Source organism: Beijerinckia sp. 28-YEA-48, from assembly GCF_900104955.1.
Lineage (GTDB): Bacteria > Pseudomonadota > Alphaproteobacteria > Rhizobiales > Beijerinckiaceae > Terripilifer.
Map to the genome: position 1 here is coordinate 2,354,187 of NZ_FNSI01000001.1, position 25,429 is coordinate 2,379,615.

Annotated in this window: 19 protein-coding genes; 7 read left to right on the forward strand and 12 right to left on the reverse strand. The window is 60.1% G+C overall.

Annotated elements, in window-relative coordinates:
• The first annotated feature begins 186 nt into the window (after positions 1-186).
• Both BLW50_RS11100 and BLW50_RS11110 read left to right on the forward strand, forming a co-directional pair.
• Positions 187-1,722 (forward strand): ABC transporter substrate-binding protein, encoded by a 1,536-nt coding sequence (locus BLW50_RS11100; RefSeq protein WP_090701789.1) that lies wholly within the window; start codon positions 187-189, stop codon positions 1,720-1,722.
• Between the two features lie 581 nt (positions 1,723-2,303).
• Positions 2,304-2,768 carry a group III truncated hemoglobin gene (locus BLW50_RS11110; protein ID WP_244544208.1) on the forward strand — a complete coding sequence of 155 codons (465 nt, stop codon included), beginning with the start codon at positions 2,304-2,306 and terminating at the stop codon, positions 2,766-2,768.
• A gap of 7 nt (positions 2,769-2,775) precedes the next feature.
• Here BLW50_RS11110 and BLW50_RS11115 read toward each other — a convergent pair whose 3' ends face one another.
• The 3 genes from BLW50_RS11115 to BLW50_RS11125 are packed head-to-tail and all read right to left on the reverse strand — an operon-like array spanning position 2,776 to position 5,279.
• Positions 2,776-3,534, reverse strand: coding sequence for an ABC transporter permease (locus BLW50_RS11115; RefSeq protein ID WP_170850106.1), 759 nt, complete (start codon positions 3,532-3,534; stop codon positions 2,776-2,778).
• 8 nt (positions 3,535-3,542) lie between these two features.
• Positions 3,543-4,502, reverse strand: coding sequence for an ABC transporter substrate-binding protein (locus tag BLW50_RS11120; protein ID WP_090701807.1), 960 nt, complete (start codon positions 4,500-4,502; stop codon positions 3,543-3,545).
• Positions 4,503-4,535: 33 nt separating this feature from the next.
• Positions 4,536-5,279 (reverse strand): ABC transporter permease, encoded by a 744-nt coding sequence (locus tag BLW50_RS11125; protein ID WP_170850107.1) that lies wholly within the window; start codon positions 5,277-5,279, stop codon positions 4,536-4,538.
• A 133-nt stretch (positions 5,280-5,412) separates the two neighbouring features.
• Here BLW50_RS11125 and BLW50_RS11130 point away from each other — a divergent pair, with 133 nt between their 5' ends.
• From BLW50_RS11130 to BLW50_RS11145, 4 genes are all read left to right on the forward strand, one after another.
• Positions 5,413-6,201: an ABC transporter ATP-binding protein gene (locus BLW50_RS11130; RefSeq protein ID WP_090701814.1), complete on the forward strand. Its 789-nt coding sequence runs from the start codon at positions 5,413-5,415 to the stop codon at positions 6,199-6,201.
• A 168-nt stretch (positions 6,202-6,369) separates the two neighbouring features.
• The gene (locus BLW50_RS11135) at positions 6,370-7,320 is read left to right on the forward strand and encodes a hypothetical protein (protein WP_090701816.1); all 951 of its coding nucleotides are present in this window, start codon (positions 6,370-6,372) and stop codon (positions 7,318-7,320) included.
• A 42-nt stretch (positions 7,321-7,362) separates the two neighbouring features.
• Positions 7,363-9,150, forward strand: a complete 1,788-nt coding sequence (locus tag BLW50_RS11140; protein WP_090701818.1) for a type I secretion system permease/ATPase — start codon at positions 7,363-7,365, stop codon at positions 9,148-9,150.
• Positions 9,147-10,460: an HlyD family type I secretion periplasmic adaptor subunit gene (locus tag BLW50_RS11145; protein WP_090701822.1), complete on the forward strand. Its 1,314-nt coding sequence runs from the start codon at positions 9,147-9,149 to the stop codon at positions 10,458-10,460. The genes BLW50_RS11140 and BLW50_RS11145 overlap by 4 nt, the downstream gene beginning before the upstream one ends.
• A gap of 52 nt (positions 10,461-10,512) precedes the next feature.
• Here the strand turns inward: BLW50_RS11145 and BLW50_RS11150 are convergent, their stop codons facing one another.
• From BLW50_RS11150 to BLW50_RS11165, 4 genes are all read right to left on the reverse strand, one after another.
• Complete coding sequence (locus BLW50_RS11150) at positions 10,513-11,460, reverse strand: hypothetical protein (protein WP_090701825.1); 948 nt, start codon at positions 11,458-11,460, stop codon at positions 10,513-10,515.
• A 255-nt stretch (positions 11,461-11,715) separates the two neighbouring features.
• A complete protein-coding gene (locus tag BLW50_RS11155) occupies positions 11,716-12,744 on the reverse strand; it encodes a Bug family tripartite tricarboxylate transporter substrate binding protein (RefSeq protein ID WP_090701829.1) in 1,029 nt (342 codons plus the stop codon).
• 27 nt (positions 12,745-12,771) lie between these two features.
• Positions 12,772-13,674, reverse strand: coding sequence for a substrate-binding domain-containing protein (locus BLW50_RS11160; protein WP_090701832.1), 903 nt, complete (start codon positions 13,672-13,674; stop codon positions 12,772-12,774).
• 11 nt (positions 13,675-13,685) lie between these two features.
• A complete protein-coding gene (locus BLW50_RS11165; RefSeq protein WP_090701836.1) occupies positions 13,686-14,528 on the reverse strand; it encodes an amidohydrolase family protein in 843 nt (280 codons plus the stop codon).
• A gap of 157 nt (positions 14,529-14,685) precedes the next feature.
• Between BLW50_RS11165 and BLW50_RS30340 the strand changes: the two genes are divergently transcribed.
• Positions 14,686-15,936: a LysR family transcriptional regulator gene (locus tag BLW50_RS30340; RefSeq protein ID WP_170850108.1), complete on the forward strand. Its 1,251-nt coding sequence runs from the start codon at positions 14,686-14,688 to the stop codon at positions 15,934-15,936.
• Here the strand turns inward: BLW50_RS30340 and BLW50_RS11180 are convergent.
• The 5 genes from BLW50_RS11180 to BLW50_RS11200 all read right to left on the reverse strand — a co-directional run bounded on the left by BLW50_RS11180 (position 15,933) and on the right by BLW50_RS11200 (position 25,256).
• The gene (locus BLW50_RS11180) at positions 15,933-17,309 is read right to left on the reverse strand and encodes an amidase (RefSeq protein ID WP_170850109.1); all 1,377 of its coding nucleotides are present in this window, start codon (positions 17,307-17,309) and stop codon (positions 15,933-15,935) included. The two genes, BLW50_RS30340 and BLW50_RS11180, sit on opposite strands and share 4 nt — an antisense overlap.
• Before the next feature lie 75 nt (positions 17,310-17,384).
• Entirely contained in the window at positions 17,385-19,934 is a 2,550-nt protein-coding gene (locus BLW50_RS11185) for a putative bifunctional diguanylate cyclase/phosphodiesterase (RefSeq protein WP_244544209.1), read from the reverse strand.
• Positions 19,935-20,094: 160 nt separating this feature from the next.
• Positions 20,095-21,864, reverse strand: a complete 1,770-nt coding sequence (locus tag BLW50_RS11190) for a hypothetical protein (protein ID WP_090701842.1) — start codon at positions 21,862-21,864, stop codon at positions 20,095-20,097.
• 29 nt (positions 21,865-21,893) lie between these two features.
• Positions 21,894-23,426, reverse strand: coding sequence for an NAD(P)/FAD-dependent oxidoreductase (locus tag BLW50_RS11195; RefSeq protein ID WP_090701845.1), 1,533 nt, complete (start codon positions 23,424-23,426; stop codon positions 21,894-21,896).
• A 219-nt stretch (positions 23,427-23,645) separates the two neighbouring features.
• Positions 23,646-25,256, reverse strand: a complete 1,611-nt coding sequence (locus BLW50_RS11200; protein ID WP_090701849.1) for a GMC family oxidoreductase — start codon at positions 25,254-25,256, stop codon at positions 23,646-23,648.
• Positions 25,257-25,429: the final 173 nt, after the last annotated feature.

Consider the following 25,429-nt stretch of genomic DNA (forward strand, 5'->3'; position numbering starts at 1 on the left):
CCATCTCACCCGCCACTACGGACAAGCTGAGGTTTGGACCCGCAAATCGCTGCGGATGTCTTCCGGTCTAGCTGCCGACAAAACTAGACAATTATTAGCTATTTAAGTAAGAAGCCCGCCAACGCTGCGAGCGTCGGGTGCTCGCGGGTTCAAACAAGCGGTTTCAGTATTTTCGGGAGGAATCTCATGTCGAAGGCCATTGCCACCGCATTTGCATGCGTGGCGTTTCTGGCATCGCCCGCCCTGGCCCAGAAGGCACAGGATACGTTGCGGGTCGCTTACAAGGCGCCGATCGCCACCACGGACATCTATATCGATCCGCAGCCGGAAACGACGCTCACCTCGGTCGCGGTTTACGACACGCTGATCGTCTTCGACAGCCAGAGCAAAACCTTCCGCCCGTCGCTCGCCGAAAGCTGGAAGCAGGTTACGCCAACCCAGCTCGATATGAAGCTGCGCGAAGGCATCAAGTTCCATGACGGCTCGCCCTTCACCGCCGACGACGTGGTCTATACGCTGAACTACATCTCGGATCCGAAGTCCGGCCTGCGCTTCAGCGCCAACTGGGGCTTCATCGACAAGGTCGAGAAAGTCGACGACTACAACATCCGCATCATCACCAAGAGCCCGACGCCCTATGCGCTGGCGCGCCTCGCCACGACCACGCCGATCTATCCGAAGGCGGTCCATAGCAAGCTCGAAACCAAGGGCGATTTCGGCCGCCGCTCGCCGGTCGGCACCGGCCCCTACAAAGTGATTTCGATCGACTCTTCAAACGGCATCAAGCTCGTGCGCAACGAGGACTACAAACCGGCCGGCCCGTGGAATTCCAAGGCGAAGATCAAGAACGTCCAGTTGCTGCCGATCCCCGATCCGCAGACGCAGATCGCGCAATTGCTGACCGGCGGCCTCGATATCATTCTCGAGTCGCCGAAAGACCAGTCGGAACAGCTCACCTCGATGCCGAACATTACCTCGACGGCCATCGAGAACACTGTCTACACCTATATGAACTTTGACGCGGCTGGCCGCTCCGGTCTCGAGCCCCTGACCAAGCTTGATGTGCGTCGCGCCCTGTCGATGGCCATCGACCGACCGACCCTCGCCAAGGCGATCATGGCGGGTGGCGACATGGTGAAGGTGATCGACGCGCCGTGTAATGCGGCCACTCAGGTCGGTTGCGTCGTCGATCCGGCGAATATCAAATATGATCCGAAGGCGGCGCGCGAACTGCTTGCCAAGGCCGGCTATCCCAACGGCTTCGATGTCGAGATCACCACGATCCCCGGCGTCGAGAAGCTGGGCGAAGCCATCGCCGGCCAGCTGCGTGCCATCGGCGTGCGAGCCAAGCTCGAGAACACCACATTCGTCGCGTTCCGCACCAAGCAGACGTCCGGCAAATTGCAGCTGCTCGTCGCCCACTACAGCTCAGGCGGCCTGTCCGACGTCAATTCGGCGGTGGAATACTACGTCGGCTCCGAACCCCGCGACTACTGGCACGATAAGGACATCACCAAGATGGCCAATGCGGCGTCAGCGGAAATGGACCCGACCGCGCGCAACGACATGCTGCGCAAGATCTTCAACTCGATCAACGACAAGTCCCTGCTTCTGTCGCTGACCACTTTCCCGGCCGTCGTCGTGCACACCACCGATCTGGTGCTGCCCAAGGTCTCGACGATCTTCACGGCGCCGGAGCTCAATAATATCGGCTGGAAATAATCCAGCCGAATTGCGGCGGCTGTTTCGCGGCGTGGCCAGGCGCCAGGAACAGCAACCGAACTCGTAAGGGGACATTCTTCATGAATGTCTCCTTTTTCATTGTCTGGTCAGGGGCGCGCTAGCGCGCTGGCATGCCACCCGAGGAGTTGGGCGACATACTAGGCGACATGCCGCCTGACGCGGGATCGGAATCCTGCTGTTGCTGCGGCGCTGCGCCCGACTTCTTATGGTGCGCGGCCGAAGCCACCCGATGCCTGGTTTTCCGCTTGGCATGATGGCTGGGACGCTTGGCGTGGTCTGTCGTCATGCTGTCAGACGCTGGCGCCTGCGCGCTCGGATCCATCGTGGTACTACCAGCTGCTGGGGCCTGCGCGAAAGCCGGTAAGCTCATTGCTGCCACACATGCGGCAGCCATCACCATTTTCTTTATCATTGTGACTTCTCCTTGCGTCGCCCGGGAGATCAATTCCTTGTCCAATTGATCGTTCCTCAGTTTGTGGACCGACTGCGACTTTTTGCGGGTTGGGCATCCCTCGATAAAATGCCACCATCCGACATATTTTCTGAGTATCGGTGAGGCGATGAAGGGACGACCAGCACCAACGCGCGCCATGACCATCGATGGCCGGTTCATCCCGGAGGCGCTCGACGAGGCGATGATCCACGCCGTCGTGCATGGCTTCTACGATAAGATCCGCGCGGATGAATTGCTCGGGCCGGTCTTTAACAGCGCTATCGCCCCGGAAGCCTGGCCGACCCATCTCGCCAAGATGTGCGACTTCTGGTCATCGACCCTGCTGCGTACGAACCGTTTCGAGGGACATCCGCTGCGGCCGCATCTGGCTTTGCCTGGTCTGGGCGAAGAGCATTTCCGCCGCTGGCTGACATTGTTTCGCGCCACCGTCCAGGACCTGTGTCCGCCCGATGCGGCGGCGCTGTTCCTCGACCGCGCGCTGCGCATCGGCCATTCGTTCCGGCTCGCCATCGCGTTCCATCGCGGCGAGAACGCGGTGCAGATCCAGCCGATCCTTGAGGAAAGTCTCTAACTGCAGTTCAGGCGGATAACCGCCAGCCGCCTAGCCGCGTCTCCCACACCCGGATTGCTTCGTTGAACGCGACAGTGGCCACGCCAAGCAGGAGAATCATGGCGGTGGCTTCCAGCACCTTGCCGGCCTCGCTCCAGCCAAACAGCAGAACGCCGATTCCGTCGCGCGAAGAATACATTTCCGCCAGCAGCACCGAGCCGACGTTGAAGATCATCGCCAGCCGCAGCCCGGTGAGGATGGTCGGCAGCATGGCTGGCGTATAGACCTTCCAATAGATCTGTGCCGTGCTGGCGCCAAACGAGCGGCTGGCGGCGACAAGTTCGCGCGGGATCGAATGCACGGCAGCGATGGTCGTCACCGCCAGGACGAAGAAGACGTGAGTGACGCCAAAGGCGACCTTCTGGGCGAAGCCGATACCGAACATCAACAGGAAGATCGGCAGAAAGATCGATTGCGGGATGTTGAGCGCGAAACGGATGATCGGCCCGAGCCAACGATCAAGCCTGCGACTTTCCCCGACCACAAAGCCGACCAGAATGGCAGCCGGCGCACCGATGGCGAAAGCCGTGGCGACACGCCCCAGCGTCGCCCAGATGTTTTGCCGGATGATGCTATCGCCAAGCAAGCCACCGGCGGCGATAATGGCCTGGCTCGGCGGTGGCGCGAGCAGCGGATCGATCACGTGGCTACGCACCGCGATCTCCCACATCAGGAAGAACGCAGCGACAAGGCTGAGCCGAATGATCCAGATCGCATGCCGGTTCATAGCAATGCCTATTTCATCTCGGGGATGAAGGCGTTGGTAAACAGTTCGGCCATCGGCTTCTTCAGCTCGACGCCGGCCATTTTGATCGTCGCCTCCATCTCGGCTGCATCGGTCCGTGGATCGCCTTCGGTGTAGCGCAGCGACGTTTCGTACATGAAGTCGAGCACTTTCGGATCGCTCTCCTTGTAGAAGCTTTTCAAGAAATCCATGGCCCAGGCCTTGTCGGCGTGAAACTTCCGCGCTGCTTCGATCCATCCGCCCCAGAATTTTTCCAAGGTCGGACCGCCGGTCTTGATGAAGGCCTGATTGCTGGCGTAGCAGGCGGGCATGTGTTTCGGCAGTTCCTTGCCATAATCGATGAGCACGCGTGCCTGGCCGGAAGTAATGAGGTTATTGGCAAAGGCGTTGAACATGACGGCAGCTTCGACCTGCCCGGATTTTAGCGCCGCCGCCATGGTCGGCTGCGTGCCCAGCGGAATGAAATCAGCCTTGATGCCAACCTTCTGGATCGCCCAATTGGCATAGAAATCCGTCGTGCCGCCCTTGGCGACGATAGCGATCTTCTTGCCGGCCAGATCTTCGAGTTTTGTCACCGGTGACGCAGCGCTCGTCAACAGGTACCAGGCCGAAGCATTGTGGCGGATGGCGCCGACGCAGATCTGACCTGCACCTCGGTTGAGCGCGGCGACAACGCCAGGCGGACTGGCGGAAACGATGCCGACTTCGCCAGCGGCGAGCGCCTCCTGCGCCGGGCTACCGCCTTTGAACACCGTCAGTTCGACATCAAGCCCGCGTTTCTTGAAAGTACCGGCCGCGATCGCCGCCTGCAGATTGACATGAGAAATGTCGTCGAGCGCCGATATGCCGATTTTCAAAGTCTCGGCCAAAGCCATCGGCGCGTGCAACAACGGTCCTATGAAAACCGCCGTTATCGCGGCCCGGCGACACGCTGCAAATCCGATGGTCATTTCTGCCTCCCGTTCCGGTAAAGATGTATCGCCTCAAGCGCGGCGCCAATCGCCGAAGCGACGTTCAAGCCGCGTCAGCGCGATATGAACGACGGCGACGCAGCATAAAGTGAGAATGATGCCGAAATAGACGTGGCCGGTTTCAAAAACCGTGCGATGGGTTGAAATGACAAAGCCGATGCCGCCAGTCGAGGCGATCATTTCGGTCACCACCACGCCGGCGACGGCAAGGCCGATGCCGATGCGCAGGCCGGAAATGACGCCCGGCAATGCCAGCGGCAACAGAATGCGCCACACCAGATCGAACGAGGACGCTCCGAGCGAGCGACCGAGCTGAGCATAGCGCCTGTCGACCCCACGCACCGCCTGCATGGTGGTGAGCGCGATCGGAAAGACCGAAAGCATGACGCCATAGGCGACCTTCGACCCCGAGCCTATGCCAAACCAGATTAGGAGCAGTGGAAACCAGATGATGTGCGGGATGGCATAAAAGCCCGACAGAAGCGGCGCGAAAACTTCGCCCGTGCGCGTGAGTAGACCGCAAATGACACCAACGGCGATGCCACAGAAAGCCGAAATGGCGACGGTGATCGCGATTTCCAGCAAGGTCGTGCGCAGGGCGGACAAGAATTCGCCAGGCGATTGGAACGCCGCCTCGACGATCTCGGCGGGGCTCGCCAGAATGATCGGACTGACCAGTTCAGCCGAACAGATCGCCTGCCACGCGGCAAGGACGACCAGAAGCGCACCCACAAAATAGAATCGTCTGCCGCTCACGCCCGCCTGCCCTATGTCCCAGCGTGATCTTTCCCGACTTATCGGCAAAGCGCAATGATCCCATCCGTCGATTTGCGCTGATGGATTTACGGGCGCCGAGCCTGTATCTAGAGGCCGGCTGGGAGATGGGTCTATGGCAGGAAATGCAGCGCTGGAACCGACGGGCACGGGCCGCCGGAACGCGATCGAAGCCGCCGGTATCGGCATGGTCTACGAGACATTCACGGCGCTCGACAATGTCTCCTTCAATATCACCGAAGGAGAATTCGTCGCCGTCGTTGGTCCGAGCGGTTGCGGAAAGTCCACCTTGTTGCAAATTCTCGGCGGCCTTCTCAGCGCGACCCACGGCAAAGTGCTGATCGACGATGAGCCCGTGACGAAGCCACAGCCGGGCAAGATCGCCATCGTCTTCCAGGACGCGTTGCTGTTGCCGTGGAAGAGCGCGCTCGAAAACATTGAATTCCCGCTTGAGCTTCAGAAGTTTCCACGGGCCGAGCGACGCGAGAAGGCGCTGGCCATGCTCGATCTCGTCGGGCTGTCGGATTTTTCGCATGCGCAGCCACACGAAATGTCCGGCGGCATGCGTCAGCGTATCTCCATCGCCCGAGGTCTGGCGCAAGACCCGCGCATCATCCTGATGGACGAACCCTTCGGCGCGCTCGATGAGCAGACGCGCATCAAAATGGGCGAAGAGCTTCTGCGCATCTGGGAGCGGACCCGTAAGACCATCTTTTTCATCACGCACAGCCTGACGGAAGCGATCTACCTGTCAGACACCGTGCTGATCATGGGCCGCAAACCCGGCCGCATCGTCGAGACCCTGAAGGTGCAACTTCCCCGTCCCCGTCATATCGACATGATGGGTTCGGAGGAATTCGGCCGCGCTCGCAACCATATCTGGCGGCTGCTCAGCCAAGAGTAGCGAGCTAGAGGCAAGGAGCCCGTTTCCCGAACCGTTCCTGTGCCTCAAATTATCGAGGCGATGTTAGGCATTTATTGACTCCGGCTAAACGCACCCGCTTTCCGATGGGAACCAGAGCAAACATCCGAAATTGAGGACATAGCGAGGATTCCATAGGGATACCGGGCTATGGCTGTCGATCTTCCTGCCGACGAGCGCACACTCCAGGCCGCCATCATGGCGGCCGCCCTTGTCGCGGACCCGGCCGCTGCCGCCAACATTGCCAAACTGATCGAGGTCGAAAAGCTCTCCGCCCATCCGGATGAGGACGTTGTTCCCGACGACGGTTCCGGAGCGCAGAAGGAGGCAGCGCCCGCTCACGCGGATCCAACGCCCACGGGATCCGCGGAAACGCCTAACGAAGCGGCTCACAGTCCAGGACCAGAAACGCAGCCGGCACTTCTCAGCGACACGGCCTATCACGACACATCACTCGTCGCTCAAACTGACAACGCGCCCGAGGCGTCCAATAGCGCGGAACCGGTCACACCCAACGAAGTCTCCGCCGGAAGCCTCGTTGACGGCGGTGAAGGCATAGCCGTCTCTCCCGCCACTGCGCCAACGCATATGGCTGAATCGACGCCATCGCCGGACAACGATCCGTCAAGACCAGACAGCAATCATCTCGACGATCTGGTTCGCCTTCCTCACACCGATGATTTCATTCATCTGCCGGACGATCATCCGGCCACGCTGCTCTCGAACCTCACAGACAGCCTGAACCTGAAACTGGTCGACCATGTCATCGATACAGCGAGCAGTCTTGTCGGCGGTCTCATTCACGACGTTGCCATCGACACCCAGCATCTGGTCGGCTCGGCCTTGAATGCGGTCGGCGGCATTGTTGATCTTCTGCAATCGCCCATCCTGCACAATGACGGCTCCATCGAGGTCCCCTCCCTGCATGGAATGCTTCACGATAGCCTGGACGGCCTCGCCGCCGCTGTCGAAGGCTCGCCGATACCGGACCTGATTTCCCACGTTCTACCCCCGGCAAACCAGGATCACGATCCGGGTATCGCGCCGCTGATTGTCGATCACGTCCTCGATAGCCTGTCACACCATCTGCATCTTCTGTGATGGAACCATTCACTTCATGCGTGACGAGATAACAGGAGACACATGAGGGGCTGGGCCAAATTATCTTCCCATTGGGAGTCCGACGAACTCCTCGGCGTCATGAAGAAATTCAGACGGCCGCTCATCGGCGTTGCCGGAATCAGCGCGCTGATCAATCTGCTGATACTTGCCGCGCCGATCTTCATGCTTCAGGTCTACGATCGCGTGTTACCGAGCCGGAGCGTGCCGACGCTCATCAGTCTGTTTCTTCTGGTTGTCGCACTGTTCGTATTCCAAGGCTATTTCGATCGCCAACGCAGCAGAATCATGTTGCATCTTGGCCGGCGCGTCGAAGACGAGATCGGACCAAGGGCTTTCGACATTCTTCTCCGCTCCCATGAGCGGGGAACCGACGGACAGGACGGGCTGCAAGCCCAACGTGACGTCGATACTTTGCGTGAATTCATAGCCAGCCCCGCCCTCGCCGCGCTCTTCGATTTGCCTTGGATGATTTTGTACATCGGCATCTGCTTTGCGATGCACCCGCTCATCGGCGCGACGGTTCTGGTTGCGGTCATCGTTTTTATCGGCCTGACCGCGACCGGCGAAGTGCTTCTACGGCGCAAGACCCAAGAGGCGACGCTGGCCCATGCGGACAGGCGGCGATTTTCGGAAATCATGCGTCGCAACGCCGGCATTGTTCAAGCCCTTGGCTTGCATGCCGCCATGACACACCGCTGGAACGAGGAGAACGATCGCTCCCTCGACCGACAGGAAGCCAGTGTCGAGATAACGGGCAATTTCGCCGCCCTGCAAAGGGCCTTGCGGACGACCCTACAATCCGGGCTTTTGGCTCTTGGCGCGTGGCTTGTCATTCATCAGGCGGCTACCGCTGGCGTGATGCTTGCTTCGACCATCCTGGCAGCACGAGCCCTGGCTCCAGTCGACATGCTGATCGCTCATTGGAAGTCGTTTATCGCCGCGCGGCAGAGCTGGATGCGGCTCTCCCATATTTTCAATGAGACGCCCGTGTATCAGGATCGGACCGCTCTTGGCGCACCGAAGCAGGTCTTGCGCGTCACGGGTCTCGGATTAGCGACGCCAGGAACCGGCCGCGCGGTTCTCCATGACGTCGGCTTTCAAGTCGAGGCCGGCAGCGCTTTGGCCATTATCGGCCCGAGCGGTTCGGGAAAATCGTCTCTCGCACGCGCGTTGGTCGGGATCTGGAAAGCGCGTCACGGCACGATCCGCCTCGACGGGGCGCGCATCGACGACTGGCCGCGAGACGCGTTAAGTGTTCACATCGGCTATATGCCGCAAGACGTGGAACTTTTCCCCGGAACCGTGGCCCAGAACATCGCGCGTTTTCAAAAAGCCGTCGACGATGAAGCGCTGATGTCGGCGGCAAAGGCAGCCGGCGTTCACAATCTGATTCTCCGTCTTCCTCTCGCTTATGAAACGCTGGTCGGTGAAGGCGGCGAGCAGCTGTCTGGCGGTCAACGCCAGCGCATCGGCCTTGCAAGAGCGCTCTATGGCAATCCGTTTCTGGTGGTTCTCGACGAGCCAAATTCCAACCTCGATTCCCATGGCGAAGCCGCACTGACCGTGGCTATTCGGGAAGTTCGTCAGCGCCAAGGCATAGCCATTGTCATAGCCCACCGCTCAAGCGCGCTGGCTTCGGTCGACAAGGTTCTGGTCCTTAACGAAGGACGCAAGCAAGCCTTCGGCGATCGCGACAAGCTCTTCCCGCAACTGGTGCAGAGCGCGCCCGCAGCGCGTACGGGTGAGCGTTCCGCCGCTGCGCCGTCAGCCCGGACGAAAGTAAAGTCCCCCAAGGAGGGCGCGGCATGAGCAAGCGATCATCCCAAATCTCGCTCGCCCAAATCTCGCTCGAACGTCATCTGCGCAACAGCTCCATCGCGGCGATATTTCTCGTCGGCGGCATGGGCTATGTCGGCGCGACCAGCGAACTGTCCGGGGCCGTCGTTGCGATCGGCTCGCTCGTCGTCGACACCAATATCAAGAAAATCCAACACCCCACCGGTGGAATCGTCGCCGAGCTCAATGTTCGCGAAGGTGACCAAGTGCAGGCCAATCAGATTTTGATCAAGCTGGATGAAACCGTCGCTCGCGCCAGCCTGGCAACAGTCGAGAAAGATCTGCGCGAGCTGCGTGCGCGGCAAGCGCGCCTGGAGGCAGAACGGGACCAGCAGGACGAGATTCTTTTTCCCGCGGATATGGATGTCACGCCAGCTTCGGAAACCGGAAGGATTATCGAAGGCGAAATCAAGCTCTTCCACTTTCGTCGCGACGCGGCGGACGGTCAGAAACGGCAGTTGCGCGAGCGCATTACTCAGCTGAACGAAAAGATCTCCGGTCTCAAGGTCCAGTATGACGCCAAACTGGAGGAGCTGCGGCTGATCCGCAAGGAATTGGAAGGCGTGCAGGAGCTTTGGGACAAGAAGCTCGTGCCTCTCACCCGGATGATTGCACTTGAACGCAACCAGGCGCGGCTCGATGGCGAGAGCGGGCAATTGACCGCCTCGATTGCCGAGTCCCGCGGTCGCATCGCCGAAACAGAACTACAGATCATTCAGGTCGATCAAGACATGCGCAGCGATGTTGCGCGCCAGCTTGCCGATATCCGCGCCAAAATCGCCGAGCTGAACGAGCGCTTTGTGACGGCGCAAGACCAGCTCAAGCGCATAGACATTCGCTCGCCACAGTCGGGCATCGTTCATCAGCTTTCGGTTCACACACAAGGCGGCGTGATCGCTGCCGGCGAGCAGATCATGCTGATCGTTCCCGATGCCGACAAACTCGCGGTTGAAGTGAAAGTCGCGCCTTCCAGTGTTGACCAAGTGCATGTTGGACAGGATGCGGTCTTGCGATTTTCCAGTTTCAACCAGCGTTCGACGCCCGAAATCGGCGGAAAGGTGACACTGGTTTCGGCAAGCACCAGCAAGGACGACAAAGCGGAAACAACTTTCTACACCGTTCGCATCGCCATGGATCCCAAGTCGACTCCGGCCCTCGGCGATGTCCGCTTGATCCCCGGCATGCCGGTGGATGCCTATTTGCGGACCAGCGAACGCACCATCTTGTCCTACCTCGTCAAGCCTCTGAGCGACCAGATGCACCGCGCCTTCCGCGAGAGATAGAAAAGCTGCCGCTGGGATCCAGCGGCAGCTCATCACGTCAAATCCTCCCGCTTTATGACAGCAGGAAGTGACCGTTGTTGTGGTCGAGAATATCCGGGAGCAGTTGGGTGATCCCACCGACATCCGGAAGCGCAGCGCCGCCGAGATCACCCATCGCAAGCACTGGCGACAGGGGGCCGTTTTGCACCAGACCGCTGAGCGCATCGGCATGCAGGCCATCGACCAGCGGCACCTGGATCGACCCGCCGTCGAGCACATTCAGCTCGCCAAGCGAGAGCCCTGTGCCGAGATCACCCACGTTCACGTCCAAAAGGTGATTATGACCATCATCAGCACCGTGAGGATCGGTGTTGAGGATGTTCTGTAGCAGTCCGGTCTCGCCCGGTCCGCCGACACCATCCAATAGACCGTTGACGAGGCCAGCGACACCAAGAACGCCATTTGGCGCCGACAGATCGTCGCCCACGCCGTTCACCAAATTGCCCGTCGCTTCGACGATGTTACCTACGTCATGGACGAGATCGGTGAGCAACGTTCCTGTTTTACCGCTTAGGATGTCGGTTGGGGCATCGAGGACATCGGTGAGCAGATTGTCGCCACCGAGTTCGCCGAGGCCGATGGCTTCGCCGAGATGCGTGACCCCATGAACCGTTCCCGCGAGCCCAAGATCATGACTCGCCGTTTCGATCGACGCATGGAAGTCTTGAACGACGCCGTTGAGAAGACCAGCGAGGCTGCTCGAAAGCAGGCCACCGCCACCCGCGCCGCCATCACCGCCTCCGCCGTCACCACCGTTCGCAGGCGGCGTATTCGGATCGCCGCCGGCGTTAGTCGGCGGTGGATTGCCAGCCCCTCCGCCGTCCTGAGTCGGTGCTGTTCCCAATGGCGGGGGTGTCGTGCCTTTGCCACCGTCCTGTCCAGGCGCAGTGTCCATCGGCTGTGGCGGCCAGGTCATCGTCGTTACGCCGCCGTCGGAAGTTCCGGAATAGTATTGAACCATCGCGAATCTCCTTTTCTCGCCTAGGCGAACGAGGAGAGCGGACACAGGTTCATCGGATCAGGAACATTCCCGGCTTCGTGGTGGAGAATTGGTGTCTGCTTCAACACGCATTTTTCTCAATTGCCCCCCATCGGGGCGATCATCGGCAATTGTGACACCACGAAAATTGTAACGCCGGGCCGAAGCATCGAAATGCTTCAGACCCGGCGCCCTGTTTTGCTTCCTTCCCTAGATCTTGCTCCCTTAGACCTTGTCTCAGCCCTTGAACGCCTGCGCGGCCTTTTCGACCACGTCCGGTGGCGTCTTGACGATCGCGTCCGAATAGCCCTGCACCACCGTGCCCGGTGTCGGCTCGAGTTCGAGGCCGCGCTTGGCCGCCATTTCCTTCATGGCCGGATCGGCGACCATCTTGTCGAAGAGCGCGCGCAAATAAACGATCCGCTCCTCGGGAACGCGCGGCGGTGCGACGAGCGCACGGCCGATCATGGCGCCGGCCGAGGCGAATTCGATGACCTTCTTGGCCACTGGATCGTCGACGAGTTCCTGCATCAACGGCACGTCGGGCAATTCGTGATTGCGCTTCAGACCCGTCTGGATCACCGCGACGAGATCGCCTTCCTTGAGTTGCTTGGCATGGGTGACGCGCCAGGAATTCCAAGCCGAGGAGACGAGATCGATCTCGCCGCGCTCCAGCGCGATAGAATATTCACCGGCGCCGGGATAGCCGCAGATCATCTTGAACTTGAAGCCACCGAGCACTTTCAGCAAAGCCGGATATTGGAAAGACTGCGCCGTGGTGCCCGTGCAGCCGACGATCGTCTCCTGCTTCTTCATGTCCTCGGGCGTCTTGGACGGTGAATTCCTGCGGCGCACGAAGGCCGTGTTCACCGGCGAGAAAGAGCCGATATAGCTCATCTCCTGCACTTTCCATTTGCCGATTTCCGGCTCGAGCACCTGCGTATTGCCGATGGTCTCGGGCAGAACGGCGAGCACGGTGCCGTCGCGCGGCGCTTGATTGTAGAGATAGCTGGTCGCGATCAATCCGCCACCGCCCGGCTTGTTCTCGACGATCACGGCGGCGGCCTGCGGCAGATTGGCTTTCAGCATGTCGGCCGCGAGACGCGCATAAAAGTCATAGGAACCGCCCGGCGGATGCCCGACCATGATCCGCACGGTCTGGCCGCGCAGAAAATCGCCCGAGGGTTGCGCCTGCGCGGTGCAGATCGCACCAAGCAGAAAGAGAGGAGAGATCGTCCGAAGCCAGATGGCGTTCAATTGAAACATGGCGTTTTCTCCAAATGCAAAACAGGTTTAGGCGAGATCGCCGAGAACGGCGCGGCTTTCCGCGAACAGTTCGTCGACGCTGAAACGGCGTGGAATGATCTTCTGCTCATAAGCGAGTTGGATCGCCAGTTCGAGCGAAGGCGTGACTTTGTCGTAGCCAAGCGGCCGCATGTCGATGGCCCCTGGCGCAACAGGCGCTGCGTCCTTCGCCTGTTTAAAGGTGCTGTACACCTCGCGCACCAAATCCGGACGGAAACGCAGCAGATCGCGCTTGACGACGAGCATATGGTTGATCGGGATCAGGCCTGTTTTGTCATGCCAGGTGCGGCCAGCATTGGCCGCATCCGGAATGACCGCCTTGATCTTGGGATCATTCGGCAGATCATTGCCGAGAATACCAGCGTCGATCTCGCCCGCCATCAGCATGGGCAGAAGCTTGACGCCAGGCGCGGCGCGCTTGACGAACGGCGGCTCGGTATATTCGGCCAGATGCGAACCCTCGAAAATGAGCCATTCGACGGTTTCAAAATCGAGCGCATGTTCCTGAGACAGGATATTGCGCACCCAGGCGCCGGTCGTCTGCGTATAGGCGCGCACACCGATCTTCTTGCCGGGCAGCATGTCCGGCGTCAGTTCCTTGTGGAAGTCGGTGTTGTAAACAATGCAGCCGTGCTGGAAGCGCGAAGCGAGCACCACCGGCAGCAGCACAATCGGCTTGTTGTAGTTGTAAGCCTGCAGAAATGTGAAGATCGCCAGCTCGGACACATCGTAGCGCTGTTCGCGCGCCATCGGCTTGAACACGTCATGGATCGGCTCGATCTCATGAAATTCAAAGTTGAAGCGCGGCGATGCCAGCTTGCCCGACAGCAGCGCCTCGGTGGTCGGATAGCGCTTCAGAGCTGTCGAAAGCGTGGGCGTGGAGTCAACCATGGCATCTGTTCTCACTTCAAGACCGGATAGAGCCGCTGCGCCGTGCCGCTCAAAATATTGGCGCGGTCGGCCTCGGAAACGGAGGCGAGTACATGCAACGTTTCCTTGACGATGTTCGGCAGCGTGTCGTCATGGGCCGGAAAGTTTGAGCCCCAGAGCAGGCGCTGCGAGCCGAAGGTCGAAACGAGCTTGGGCATGAAGGTTTCCGGCGTCGCCTTGCCCGCCTGGCAATGCTCGACCGTGCGGCTCGTGATCTTCAGATAGATGTTCTTGTAATCGGCCAACGCCCACAGGCTCGCGGCGGCCGCATAGGGTGGACCGTCGTTGATGACCGGGCGGGCCAGATGGTCGAGCAGGAAGTTCGTCTCCGGGAAAGCCTTGACGATCTTCAGGAGCAGCGGAATGCCCTCGGCCGTCATCTGCATGGCGACGGGCAGTTGCAGCTTTCCGGCTTTCTCCCACACCGGATAGGCCCGCTCATCGTCGAGCCAGGTCTGCTGACCCGGCATGGTCGAACCTGTCGTGAAGACGCGCATCCCGGTCATGCCGAGGCCGTGCCAATGATCAATCTGCTCAAGCGCTTTTGGATCCAGCGGGTCGATCGAGAAGACGCCGGTGAAGCGCTGCGGGAAATGTTCGATGGAATCCGCCAGATAGGACGAATTGTGCCCATAGGCGGTCGAGGCCTGCACCACGGCGGCCTTGGCGACGCCGGCGACATCCATCGCCGCGAGCAATTGCTCGGGCGTCGTCGGTCGCTCCGACGACCAGTCGGATTGTTTGCCGCCGATGGGGGCGAGTGGATAGGTCTCGCGATCGGGCGAGACCACGTGGCAATGGACGTCAATGATCATTGGGCTGTTTCCGGCCACCATGATTCCTCCGAGTTGGCCTTTTCTTGAGACACAAAGTCTCTTGTTCCGACCTTATAGGTGCCGCTCCCCCTCCACCCCCTATTCAATCCGCTCCGAGGGGTCTAAATTTTTCCTAATTTCGATTTCTCGAGGACGCATGCGTAGCCCCAATACGGTCCCCAGCCTCCGACGCCTGCGCGCCTTCGATGCGGCGGCACAGACGAACTCGCTGTCCCGCGCCGCCCAGATGCTCCGCCTGACCCAGCCGGCGCTGACCCATTCCATTGCCCAGCTTGAGGCAGAGCTGGGCACCCGGCTGTTCTCCCGCGGTCCGGAGGGGGCCTTCCTGAACGAAGCCGGGCACATTTTTCAGAAACGCTCGATCCGCTTCTTCGCGCAGATCCGCAGCGCGCTCAGCACGATCGATGGCAAGCGCGCCGACGAGGTCCTGGTCGAACAGCAGGTGTCGAAACTCGCCAGTGCGCAGATGCGCAGCCTTTTGGCGATCTGGCATGCGGGCTCTTTCCGCGCCGCCGCCCGCGCGCTGCGCATCGCCGAGCCGAGCCTGCAACGCCCGGCGCGCGATCTCGAACAGATCGTCGGCACGACACTCTATCGGCGCTCTGCAGCGGGCCTGACTGTCAACGAAACCGGCGCGGAACTGGCCCGGCGGCTGGCGTTGGCCATTGGTGAAATCCGCTCCGGCGCCGAGGAGATCGGCGCCGCGTCGGACGCGCGCGCCAGCCTGCGCATCGGCGTGCTGGCGCTGGCGCCGCGCCTGTTGCTGGCGAAAGCCTCCAGTGCTGTACTGACAGAAGACGACACTCATCGTATCGAAGTGATCGAAGCGCCCTATGCGCAGATCGCGCGCGAACTGAACGATGGCGCGCTCGACCTCGTCTTCGGCGCCTTGCGGGCGCCGCCGCCCTACACCGATCTGATCGAGGAGCCGTTTTTTGAAGACCCCTACACCATCGTCTGCCGACGCGACCATCCGTTGGCCGACCAGAAAAAGGTGACGCCGACCGATCTGGCGCGATTTGACTGGTTGCATCCAACCGTCGGCCTACCCCGCCGCGATGTGCTCGATCAGCTGGCCACCGATTGGGGCCTGCCAATGAAAGTGCAATTCGAAACCAACTGCCTGACGACGATCACCTCGCTGCTCGCCTCAAGCGACCGCCTGTCGATCCTGTCGAAATGGCACATCGAACTTGATGACCGCCTGGTGTCGGTGAACCATCCGCCGATCCCGCATGCACCGCGCGAGGTCGGCCTCACCTTTCGCCGCAACTGGTTGCCGACGCCGTTTCAAGCGCAGTTTCTGGCAAGCTTGCGGCATGAGGCACGGGAGCGGGCGATGCCTGAAAGCGCGACGTCGCGGGATGCAATGCCGCTCACGGCCTAGTCTAAGGCCGGACCCGCGATCCGCAGCGGCGCTCGGCCAAGCAGTCCATAAAGCCCACCGGCGTAGGCCGCGAGATCGGCATCATGGTTCAAGAATCCCATCACTTGCAGACCAAGCGGCAGCCCCTCCACCGCGAAGACTGGCAATCCCCAGGTCGGCACACCGAGCATAGACCCGTTGACCGCGAAAGCACTGTCACCGGTATAGGCGAGACCTTTCGGCGCCGGCCCCGTGGCGCTGAGCGCCAGACTGCATCCCACCTGTCCTTGCAGCCGATGATATGAGGCGCGAATAGCTTCGCGCGCCGCCAGATCGCGCCGGTAGTCATCGAGCGTCAGATCGAAGCCAAGGACGATGCGCTCTTTAGAGGGATCGCTGAGCTTGGTTTCGTCCATATCGCGGTAGTGGTTATAGGGCCATCGCGATTCAAAGGCGTTGAGGCGGCGCGTCAGTTCGAAGCACGATTTCAGCGCTTCTTCGATATCCTCCACCAGCGGGCTGGACTTTCTGTCGACAAGGCGAACGCCCGCGCTCTTCAGTTTCGCCAGGCCTTGCTGAAAGCAGGCCTGCGCCTCAGAGGAAGCCACAGCCCAACCCGATGTCTCGAACACCGCCACGGCCGCCGGCAATGACGGCGTGGGCATCTGTTCAGGCCCCGCGATGCCAGGAAAGCCCGGATCGCCACCGGCACGCCAGGCCAGATCGCGGGCGATGATCCAGGCGTCATCTACCGACGATGCGATCAGACCCGTGCAACTTTGGCTGAGGAAGTCGTGGCTGCCACCGCGATTGATGCCGCCAATCGACGGCTTGTAGCCAATGGCCCCGCAAAAGCTCGATGGCCGCACGATGGAGCCAACGACCTGTGTGCCGAGCGCCACAGGCAGAAAGCCGGCACCTATCGCGGCGGCAGATCCACTGCTGGAACCGCCCGGCGTCCGCGTTCCATCCCACGGATTACGCGTCTTGTTGGGATGAGACGCGGCGAATTCGGTGGTTACGGTCTTGCCGACGATCACCGCGCCTGCAGCGCGCAGTGCTTTGACCACCGCTGCATCCCTGCCGCTCTTCCAGCCAGCGAACAATGGCGATCCCATCTCCGTCGGAAAGTCTTCCGTCTCAATGATGTCTTTCACGCCGATGGGCACGCCATCATAAGCCGACAGCGGCCGTCCGGCGCGCCAGCGTTCGGTTGATTCATCCGCCAGTTTGCGGCTGCGTTCAATGTCCGTGCAGACAAATGCCTCAACTTCGCTTTCGCGCGCCGCGATCTTTCCGAGGCATTGCTCAAGATAGGCCCGTGGCGTCGTTGTGCCCTCAGCGAGTTGCGGAACCAATCGGGTATAAGAAGCAGCGAAATCATCGAAAGCCAAGGCGATCTCCTTCCGTGACGGGAAAGTCGAGGAAGCAATTCCAGGCCCTTTACAGCCTATAGACAGCGCTAGGCCTCACCTTCTGGCGTAACGGGCGACCGGCGTCGTTTCAAGCACGGTTTCTGGACAGCTTTCGACATGAGGCGAAAGCGCAGGCGCTCCCGCATTGCCGCCAAAGCGCGTCAGAAGCTCGCCCAACGACGAGGCCGGCCGTGCCGGGCTGAACAGGAAGCCCTGTACCTCGGTGCAGCCCTCCATCCGCAACTGGTCTAGTTGCTCCCTGGTCTCAACGCCTTCGGCCGTCGTCGCAATACTGAGACTCTGCGCCATGCCCGAGATCGCGCGCACGATGGCGATGCAATCGGCGCGGCCTGGAAGATCGCGAATGAACGAACGGTCGATCTTGATCTTGTCGAACGGGAAACTGCGCAGATAGCTCAGGCTCGAATAACCGGTGCCAAAGTCGTCCATGGAGATCCGCACGCCAAGGCCACGGAGCTGATGCAGCGTCTGCAGGTTAGTATCGGTCTCCGCCAGCAACACGGATTCAGTGATCTCGATCTCAAGCCGATCGGCCGACAGGCCGGAATGGGCCAGCGCCGACATCACCGCGGGCACCAGATTGCGGCTCTTGAATTGCGCCGGCGACAGGTTGACCGCCACCTTGACGTCGGACGGCCATGTCGCCGCGTCGGCACAGGCGGTGCGCAATACCCACTCGCCGATTGGTACGATCAAGCCGATGTCTTCGGCGACCGGGATGAACTCTTCTGGTGACACCATGCCCCGCTCCGCATGGGGCCAGCGCAACAGGGCCTCGAACGAGGTGATGCGATCCGCCGCCAGATTGACCAGCGGCTGATAATGCAGCTCCAACTCGCCGCTGGCCATGGCAAGCCGCAGATCGACCTCCAATGCGCGGCGTGCCTGTGCCTGCCGATCCATTTCCATCTCGAAAAAGCGGTGCGCACCGCCACCGTCCGCTTTCGCCCGGTAAAGGGCCATGTCGGCGTTGCGCAGCAGCGTATCAGAGGTGTCGCCATCCAGCGGCGCAATGGCGATACCCAGGCTGGCGCCAATCGTCACCTCGCGGCCCTCGATGTCGTAGGGCACGCTCAGCGTTTCGATCAGCCGCGAAGCCCGATCGCCGGCCTCGGCTGGCCCCATGACCGGATCGAGCACCAGCGCGAACTCGTCGCCGCCGAAACGGGCCGCGAGATCGCCGATGCCGAGCGAGGCCTTGAGCCGCTGCGCCACCTGCTGCAGCAACCGATCGCCCACCGGATGGCCGAACGAGTCATTGACGTTCTTGAACATGTCGAGATCGATGCACAGCACCGCCGCCTTGCGATCGAGCCGGGCACACTGCTCCAGCGTCTGCTGCAGGCGCTGCTGCAGCATCACACGGTTTGGCAGGTCCGTCAGCGCATCATGATGCGCCATGTAGGAGATCCTCGCCTCCGCCTTGCGGCGCTCGGTGACGTCGATGATCGAGACAAGAAATGCCCCGCGCCCACCGAAGTCGACAGCACGACCGAAGGTCAGCACCTCGATATCGCTACCGTCCGCCCTGATATGCCGCCAGCTGCGTCGCGATTGATAGTTATCCTGCACGTCCTGCAACGCCTTAAGATACCCGTCACGCGCGTCGTTCGGCCAAATATCGCCGATCTTCATGCACAGAAACTGCTCGCGGCTGTAGCCATAGTGTGTGATCGCCGCATCGTTGATGTTGAGGAATTCGAACGTCTCCTCGTCGAACACCCACATCGGCATCGGATTGTTTTCAAACAGCAACCGGAACGATTGCTCGCGCCGCTTGAGGTCGGTGACATCAGTCAGGGTCGCCGACAGCAGATCGCCGATCGGGGCCACGCTGATGCGGATGTAGGTGCCATTCGACGATACCACTTCGAACCGATCGGGCGCACCACTCTCGATCACCGCGCTGAGCCGCTGCAACACCACCGGCGATGCCAGATCATGTTTTCCTTCGCTCAGCTTGCACCAGCGCAAGGCCTGCGTCGAACATTGCAGCAGGAACGAGGCGCCCTGGTTCAGATCCACAATCCGAAAGTCGACGGTAGCGTTGTTGGCGTCGCGGCAGGCCGCGAGCGCCAGGAAACCATCGTCGGTCGCGCGAAAGATGGTGTCCACCAGGCTATAGCCCTCGCCGCGCTTGCTGACATAAGCGGAGATCAGTGGCGGCCCCCAGCGACAGGCCACCGGCATGGCATAGATGTCGAAGGTGCACACAATGCCGTTTGTCACGTGATAGGTCGACGTGGCGTATGGCCGGCTGCTCGTCAGCGCATTGGCGGCGGCCTCCGACAGCACCGCCCCGTATTCGGGCGCGAGCTGGCTGACGCGGGTGTCCCATGCATCCTGGCCCAGCCACTGCCGCAGTGCCCGCCCGGTCCGTAAGATCGTCAGCGTCTCGCCGCTGCCTTGCAGGAGCACCATGTGATTGGCGAGTCGCCCCATACTGCCGAGCACCACCTCCTCATAGGCCGGAAGCGGCTCGCCGGGATGTAGCGCGGCAAACCATTTACGTCGCAGAGTGGATACGTCGCCCAATGTATCGGGGAAAACTTCTTCCTCGATCGGCCTTTCGATAACGCCCACGGTTTCTCCTTGAACTCTGCGCATGCGGAACATATGGGCGTTAATCCCGGCATGATTGACGATCAGTAAAGAGTTTGCCGCGCCGCGCTATTATGACTCTTTTAAGACAAACAATGGTTAGCGCGTGGAAATCGTTACATAAATTGCATGGAAAGAACGCTCAGCGTTCTATGCGGTAAACGCTGATTCTTTCATTCGATTGCGACGGCACCGCGCGGAGCCAGGTGGGCGGATGATCGGCCAACAAATCCGACATGAGCGAATGGGGATATGGTTTGGCGTAGACGCGCGTTTCACCCTCCCTTTTGCAAAATGCGAGATATTGAGCGGACGTTGCCATTACAATCGCGCGGGCCTGATCAGCGGGCGCGATAAATGCCGAGATGATTGTCTTCATTCCTGCTTGGTTGCGATGATGGCCCGTCGCAACCACGCTGTGATGCGTGAAAGCGAGCAGATACGAGCTAACATCGAGCGGCGCAAAGAGAAGCGTCGTGGGCAATGCGTCAAGGCGCTGAAGTGTCTCCAAGTCTCTGCAGGAAGAAGCGCCACTCCCGCTGCCGTTCGTTGGCTGTGCCGACGGAAGGAGGCTGCTGGCAATGAGCTGTGCGCCAATTGGCGTCAGCGCCACGCAGGCAACAGCGACGAATATGCGCCATGGGCTGGATAGCCGCATGGCTCGCTCAATGGCGAATAGGAACAGCCAGACACTCCCCGGGATTGCCAAGACATGGGCTATGCCGATCGCACGAAGCACCATAAGCGACACGGCGAAAGTGACCACCTGAACGAAGAGAAGCGTGATCCAACATTCGCGACGGGAGGAGTTATCATAGCGGATGGCGAGGAGCGTGCCGCCAAGCCCCAGCAACGAGGGAATGGAAACAGTAACACCCAGACTTAGTGATTGCGTCCAGACCGGCATGCCCTCGGCAATGTTGACGTACCAGAGGCGATAAAGGAGAGGATCGAGGGAGGCGAATGGCCCTCCAAGGCAGGCGCGCGAAAAGGTGAGGTAAACGGCGCTTCCGCTTGCTGCCGCCACCACCATGGCTCCAAAACGCCAGGCTATGCTCCCCTGCGGGCTGATCCATTGCGCCAGAACCAGCACGATTGTCGTTGTCCAGAGAGGCGCAAGATAGGCTGGGGAGAGCGCATCGCACCATAGCACAGAGACACGCGACCATCCCAGAGTGGCAAGGAGAAGGACAGAACCGATGCCGCTAAGTGCGGCCAGATAGGCGGCAAGGCCGCTATTTTCGTCTTCTCGACGGAGGGCGCACAGGCCAAACACCGCACCGATCGCCACGGCAAGGGGCAATCCCTCAATGGCGATGACCAGCGCAACGGCCATGGTCGCTCCAGAGACGACACCCCTTTTTATAGGCTTACCGTCGAAGCCGATGAGCGCGAGAACTGCCAATGTGCCAAGGGCGATCTGCCATCCATGATGATCGATACGTGTCGGCCGGAATTGAATGAGAGCACCGAGGGCCGTCATCAACATCAAGGCTGCAATCACGCCAGCGTATCGCCGTCCCGTCGCGCGCACAGTGGTCGCAACGAGACCGATGTACAGGACCAACAAACTGAGAAGCGGCACCGCGACAAGTGATATTTGTTCCGCGGCTACCTGATCCGTCACCAACAGCGCCAGCGCCAACAGCCCGGCAATAGGGATATCGACCAGGCGGCTCCAATGCATCGACGCACCAGCCGGAGGATGGCTGCGATATTGAGTGACATCGAACCAACTTTGGCCCGCCATCCAATCGCGCACTTCAACAAGGCGAAGAGCATCATCTGGATCGAAAAACGTGACGCCGATGGGATGGCGAACGATATAAATCATCACGGCCGCGCACAGCAGCCAGATCAGAAAGACGCTGCAGCGAAGCGTACGAGTTTGGATGTCCCAGCTGTCATTCATCCACGAAAACCACAGTACGCGTGCGCGAGCTAAGCGACCTTCACGGCTGGCGATAGATGGGTTCGCGCCGGCACCAATTTTTCGCTCGCGAGCGCAGCAAGCTCTCCCTCGTTGCCAGTTTCGTGGTATTCGGCGTCTTCATTGACGGCCCATGTATCGTAGATGCGGGCGCCAGCCTCGATATTGCGCACTGTCAGCATCGCCGTCATCATCGCATGATCTTGATTATTGTAACGATGCATGCCGTTGCGACCGACGAGATGAAGCGTGGGGTACCTCGCCTCCAACTCCTCTCGCATGGTCCGCACATTTTCGGCATAGGTGTCGTCATAGACCGGATAAGCCTTTTCCTGACGAACGACCGCGCCGCCGACGATTTCCTCGGGCTTACAAAGACCCAGGATCATCATCTCTTTCTTAGCCAGTTCAATCAGATCGCTGTCACTTGACGACCACAATCCGTCGCCCTCAAAGCAAAAATATTCCAGGCCGACACAGGCGATATCCTGATCAGGCACCATCTCCGGAGACCAACTGCGGAAATTCTGGATACGCCCGACCTTGACCTTGCTATCATGAATATAGATCCAGTTATCTGGAAACAGGTCGTCCGCACTGATCATCAAGGCGACCGTCAGAAAATCCCGATATCTTAGATTAAGCGCACTCCCGAGCGTGTGCGGCACGGGCTGCATACGGCCAGCCAGTTCGCGCATCGGCGCGGAGCTAATCACATGGGCCGCGTTGATGGTAATGGCGCTCGCATCTGCGCCCGTCGCCATGACACGCCAGCGGCCCGTCACTTGGTCTTGCGCCAGTTGCCGCAGCGCATGGCCCATAATGACTTGGTTGCCGCCCTTCACGATGTGATCGCGCGCGGCTTCCCACATCATGCCGGGCCCGAGGCGCGGATATCTGAAGGTCTCCAGCAGCGTTTTGGTCTTCATGCCGTCATTGGGCGCCCGATGAAGTCCAAGGCTCCGCTTAAGGCCATCGAACACCGCAGCGCCAAGGCTCAGTCCCTTGATCCGTTGCGCCGCCCAGTCTGCCGACATTTCGTTGCAAGGCATGCCCCACACCTTCTCGGTGTAGGTTTTAAAAAAAATCGAGAACAGGCGATAGCCGAACTGGTTGATGGTCCAGTCCTGAAAGGACCGCACATCCTTCTTAGGAAGCAGCCTGGCCTTGGCGAAGCTTGCCATGCACAGGGCCGAACGCAGGAGGCCAAGATTCCACAGTGCCTCGAAGGCGCGCAGCGGATAGCTGTAGAACTTGCCTTCGTAGTAGATGCGGCTCATGCGCGGCCGCTGAATAAAGTCGTCAGGCAGGATCTCATTCCAAAGATCCACCACTTCCTTCGACTTCGAGAAAAACCGGTGTCCACCAATGTCGAAGCGAAAGCCTTTATGCTCCACCGTTCGGCTGATGCCCCCCACATAACGGGGGTCCTTCTCGAGGACCGTGACGGCATATCCCTTTTTCGTCAGCAGATAGGCGGCGGTCAAACCCGCAGGTCCAGCGCCGATGATCACCACATCGGCACTGTGATCGGTGACAGGCATGTCCGAATGTCCCCCAGAGCGGTTCGTCACCCGACAGAATTAGTCGAAACCGCCTAAAGCCCCGTTAAAGTGATTGCCCACTTCCGCTGGAGACATGGGGCTCGGAGAGCCCCACGTCGGGATAAACGTCAATTTTATATAATTATTTCATTATATTAGATAGAAATCGACGTGGGGAGCGCGGCCTGAGAGCCGGACGAAAGAAGCAGCCACGAGGACCTATTTCTCGCTCATTGCGAAACCGGCGGCGCGCTCACCAATCATCATTGCCGGCGCATTGGTGTTGCCACCAATGATGGTCGGCATGATCGAAACATCGGCGATACGAAGACCTTCGATCCCGCGAACGCGAAGTTTCTCGTCCACGACCGCGTTTGGATCGCTGGCGGGCGCCATTTTGCACGTTCCGACCGGGTGATAGGCGGTGGTGATCGTCGAGCGCAGAAAGTCTTCCATGTCGCGGTGGCTCTGCACCTCTCGGCCTGGATTGAGCTCCCGGCCGCGAAACGGCGCGAATGCGGACGCTTCGACAAGCTGGCGCGCAAGCAAGGTGCCGCGTACCATTGTGTCAACGTCGACAGCGTTGTCGAGAAAATTGGGTTCAAGCTTCGGCTTATCTTCAGGACGAGACGAAACGAGCGAGACGCTTCCGCGGCTTTGCGGCCGCAGCAGGATCGGCATCAGCGTGAAGCCGTGTTCTCTCGGCAAGAATTGGCCGGGCGCACGCCGGGCGGGCATGAAGACATATTGCACGTCCGGACGATCGAAGTTTGATCGCGTGCGCAGGAAGCCACCCGCCTCCACGCCATTTGATGTCAGCGGGCCGCGACGCGCAAAGACATAAGAGAACACGGCAGCGGCATAGCGCGGGATTGTCTTGGCGTTAAGCGCCGCGCTCTTTCCCGATATATCTTCGTATTCGACCCAAGCCGTCGGGTGATCCTGGAGGTTCCGACCGACGCCCGGCAGGTGATGGACAGGCTCGATCCCGACCTTCTTGAGCTCCGCCGCATCCCCAATGCCAGATATCATCAGCAACTTTGGCGAGTTGTAGGCCCCAGCAGTGAGGACCACTTCACGCCGCGCGCCAAGACGCATCTCTTGACCATCTCGGCGGATGATCACTCCCGTGGCGCGTCGCTCCGTCAGTTCAATGCGCAGAATTTCAGTATCAAACGACACTGTCAGGTTAGGTCGCTTGGCGATCGGATGTAGGAAGGCGCGTGCGCTGTTCCAACGCTGACCATTCTTCTGCGTCACTTCCCACGGCCCAAAGCCGTCTTGGCTTACGCCGTTGAAGTCGTCATTCCTCGGATATTGAGTCTCCTCAGCGGCCGCAAGAAATGCCCGTGTAAGCGAATTTAACGTCCGCAGCGGCGCGACATTGAGCTCTCCGCCGGCACCATGCAGCTCATTCGCGCCCTTCTCACGGTTCTCCTGTTTGATGAAGGTCGGCAAGACATCCGACCAACGCCAACCCGGATTACCCTGCTCCGCCCATTCGTCATAGTCGCGCGGATGACCGCGCATATAGAGCATGCCGTTGACGGAACTTGATCCGCCCGAGAGACGGCCGCGATGAGAGGCGATGGAACGGCCAGCGAGTCCTGCATCGCCCGTGAAGAAATAGCCCCAATTGTAGCGGGCATGAGGCAACAACATCACTGTGCCGACAGGCAGCCGCGACTTGAACGCAACGACACCGTGGCGGTCTGATGGACCAGCCTCCAACAGACAGACGGTCACTTTCGGGTCAGCCGATAGCCTGTTCGCGACAACGCAACCGCTCGAGCCACCGCCGACGACGATGTAGTCATATTCCTGGAACATACGGCTCCGGCTCCCATCAGATCGGCGGCATACGGATCGCAACACGGATCGTCAGCCGGCGTATAAAGTCACGCACGCCCAGAAAATTCCGAACACTGTCGATCAAGTTTGCCTGACGTTTCCTGCCCAATACGAAAGTATTTCGTATACATAATATATAGTCCAAGCCAAAC